This is a genomic window from Paraburkholderia sp. SIMBA_053, assembly GCF_046534895.1.
GTDB classification, from domain to species: Bacteria; Pseudomonadota; Gammaproteobacteria; order Burkholderiales; family Burkholderiaceae; genus Paraburkholderia; species Paraburkholderia caledonica.
On sequence record NZ_JAWRXU010001630.1, the window covers coordinates 1 to 238 of the forward strand.

Genomic DNA, 238 nt, shown 5'->3' on the forward strand with positions numbered 1-238 from the left:
GAGGAACGTCGGGTCGGCGTCTGCCTTGACGACCAGCATCGGCACGGTGATGGCGATGCGGCGCAGCGCCGCCACGGACGACGAGCGGGGCGCGATGACGCAGAGCGCATCGACTCCCTGGGTCACGAGATTGTCGACCGCCTCCTGCGGAGACAGCGGGTCACCCTCGTGCAGAGCGATCGGCGTGACGGAGTATCCGGTGGCACGTGCGGAGAGCTCGACCGCTCGCAGGATGCTG

The 238-nt window shown here is 68.9% G+C and carries 1 pseudogene; it reads right to left on the reverse strand.

Going from position 1 to position 238, the window contains the following annotated elements:
- Positions 1-238 (reverse strand): annotated as a pseudogene (locus tag SB753_RS41080) (hypothetical protein); the annotation flags it as partial.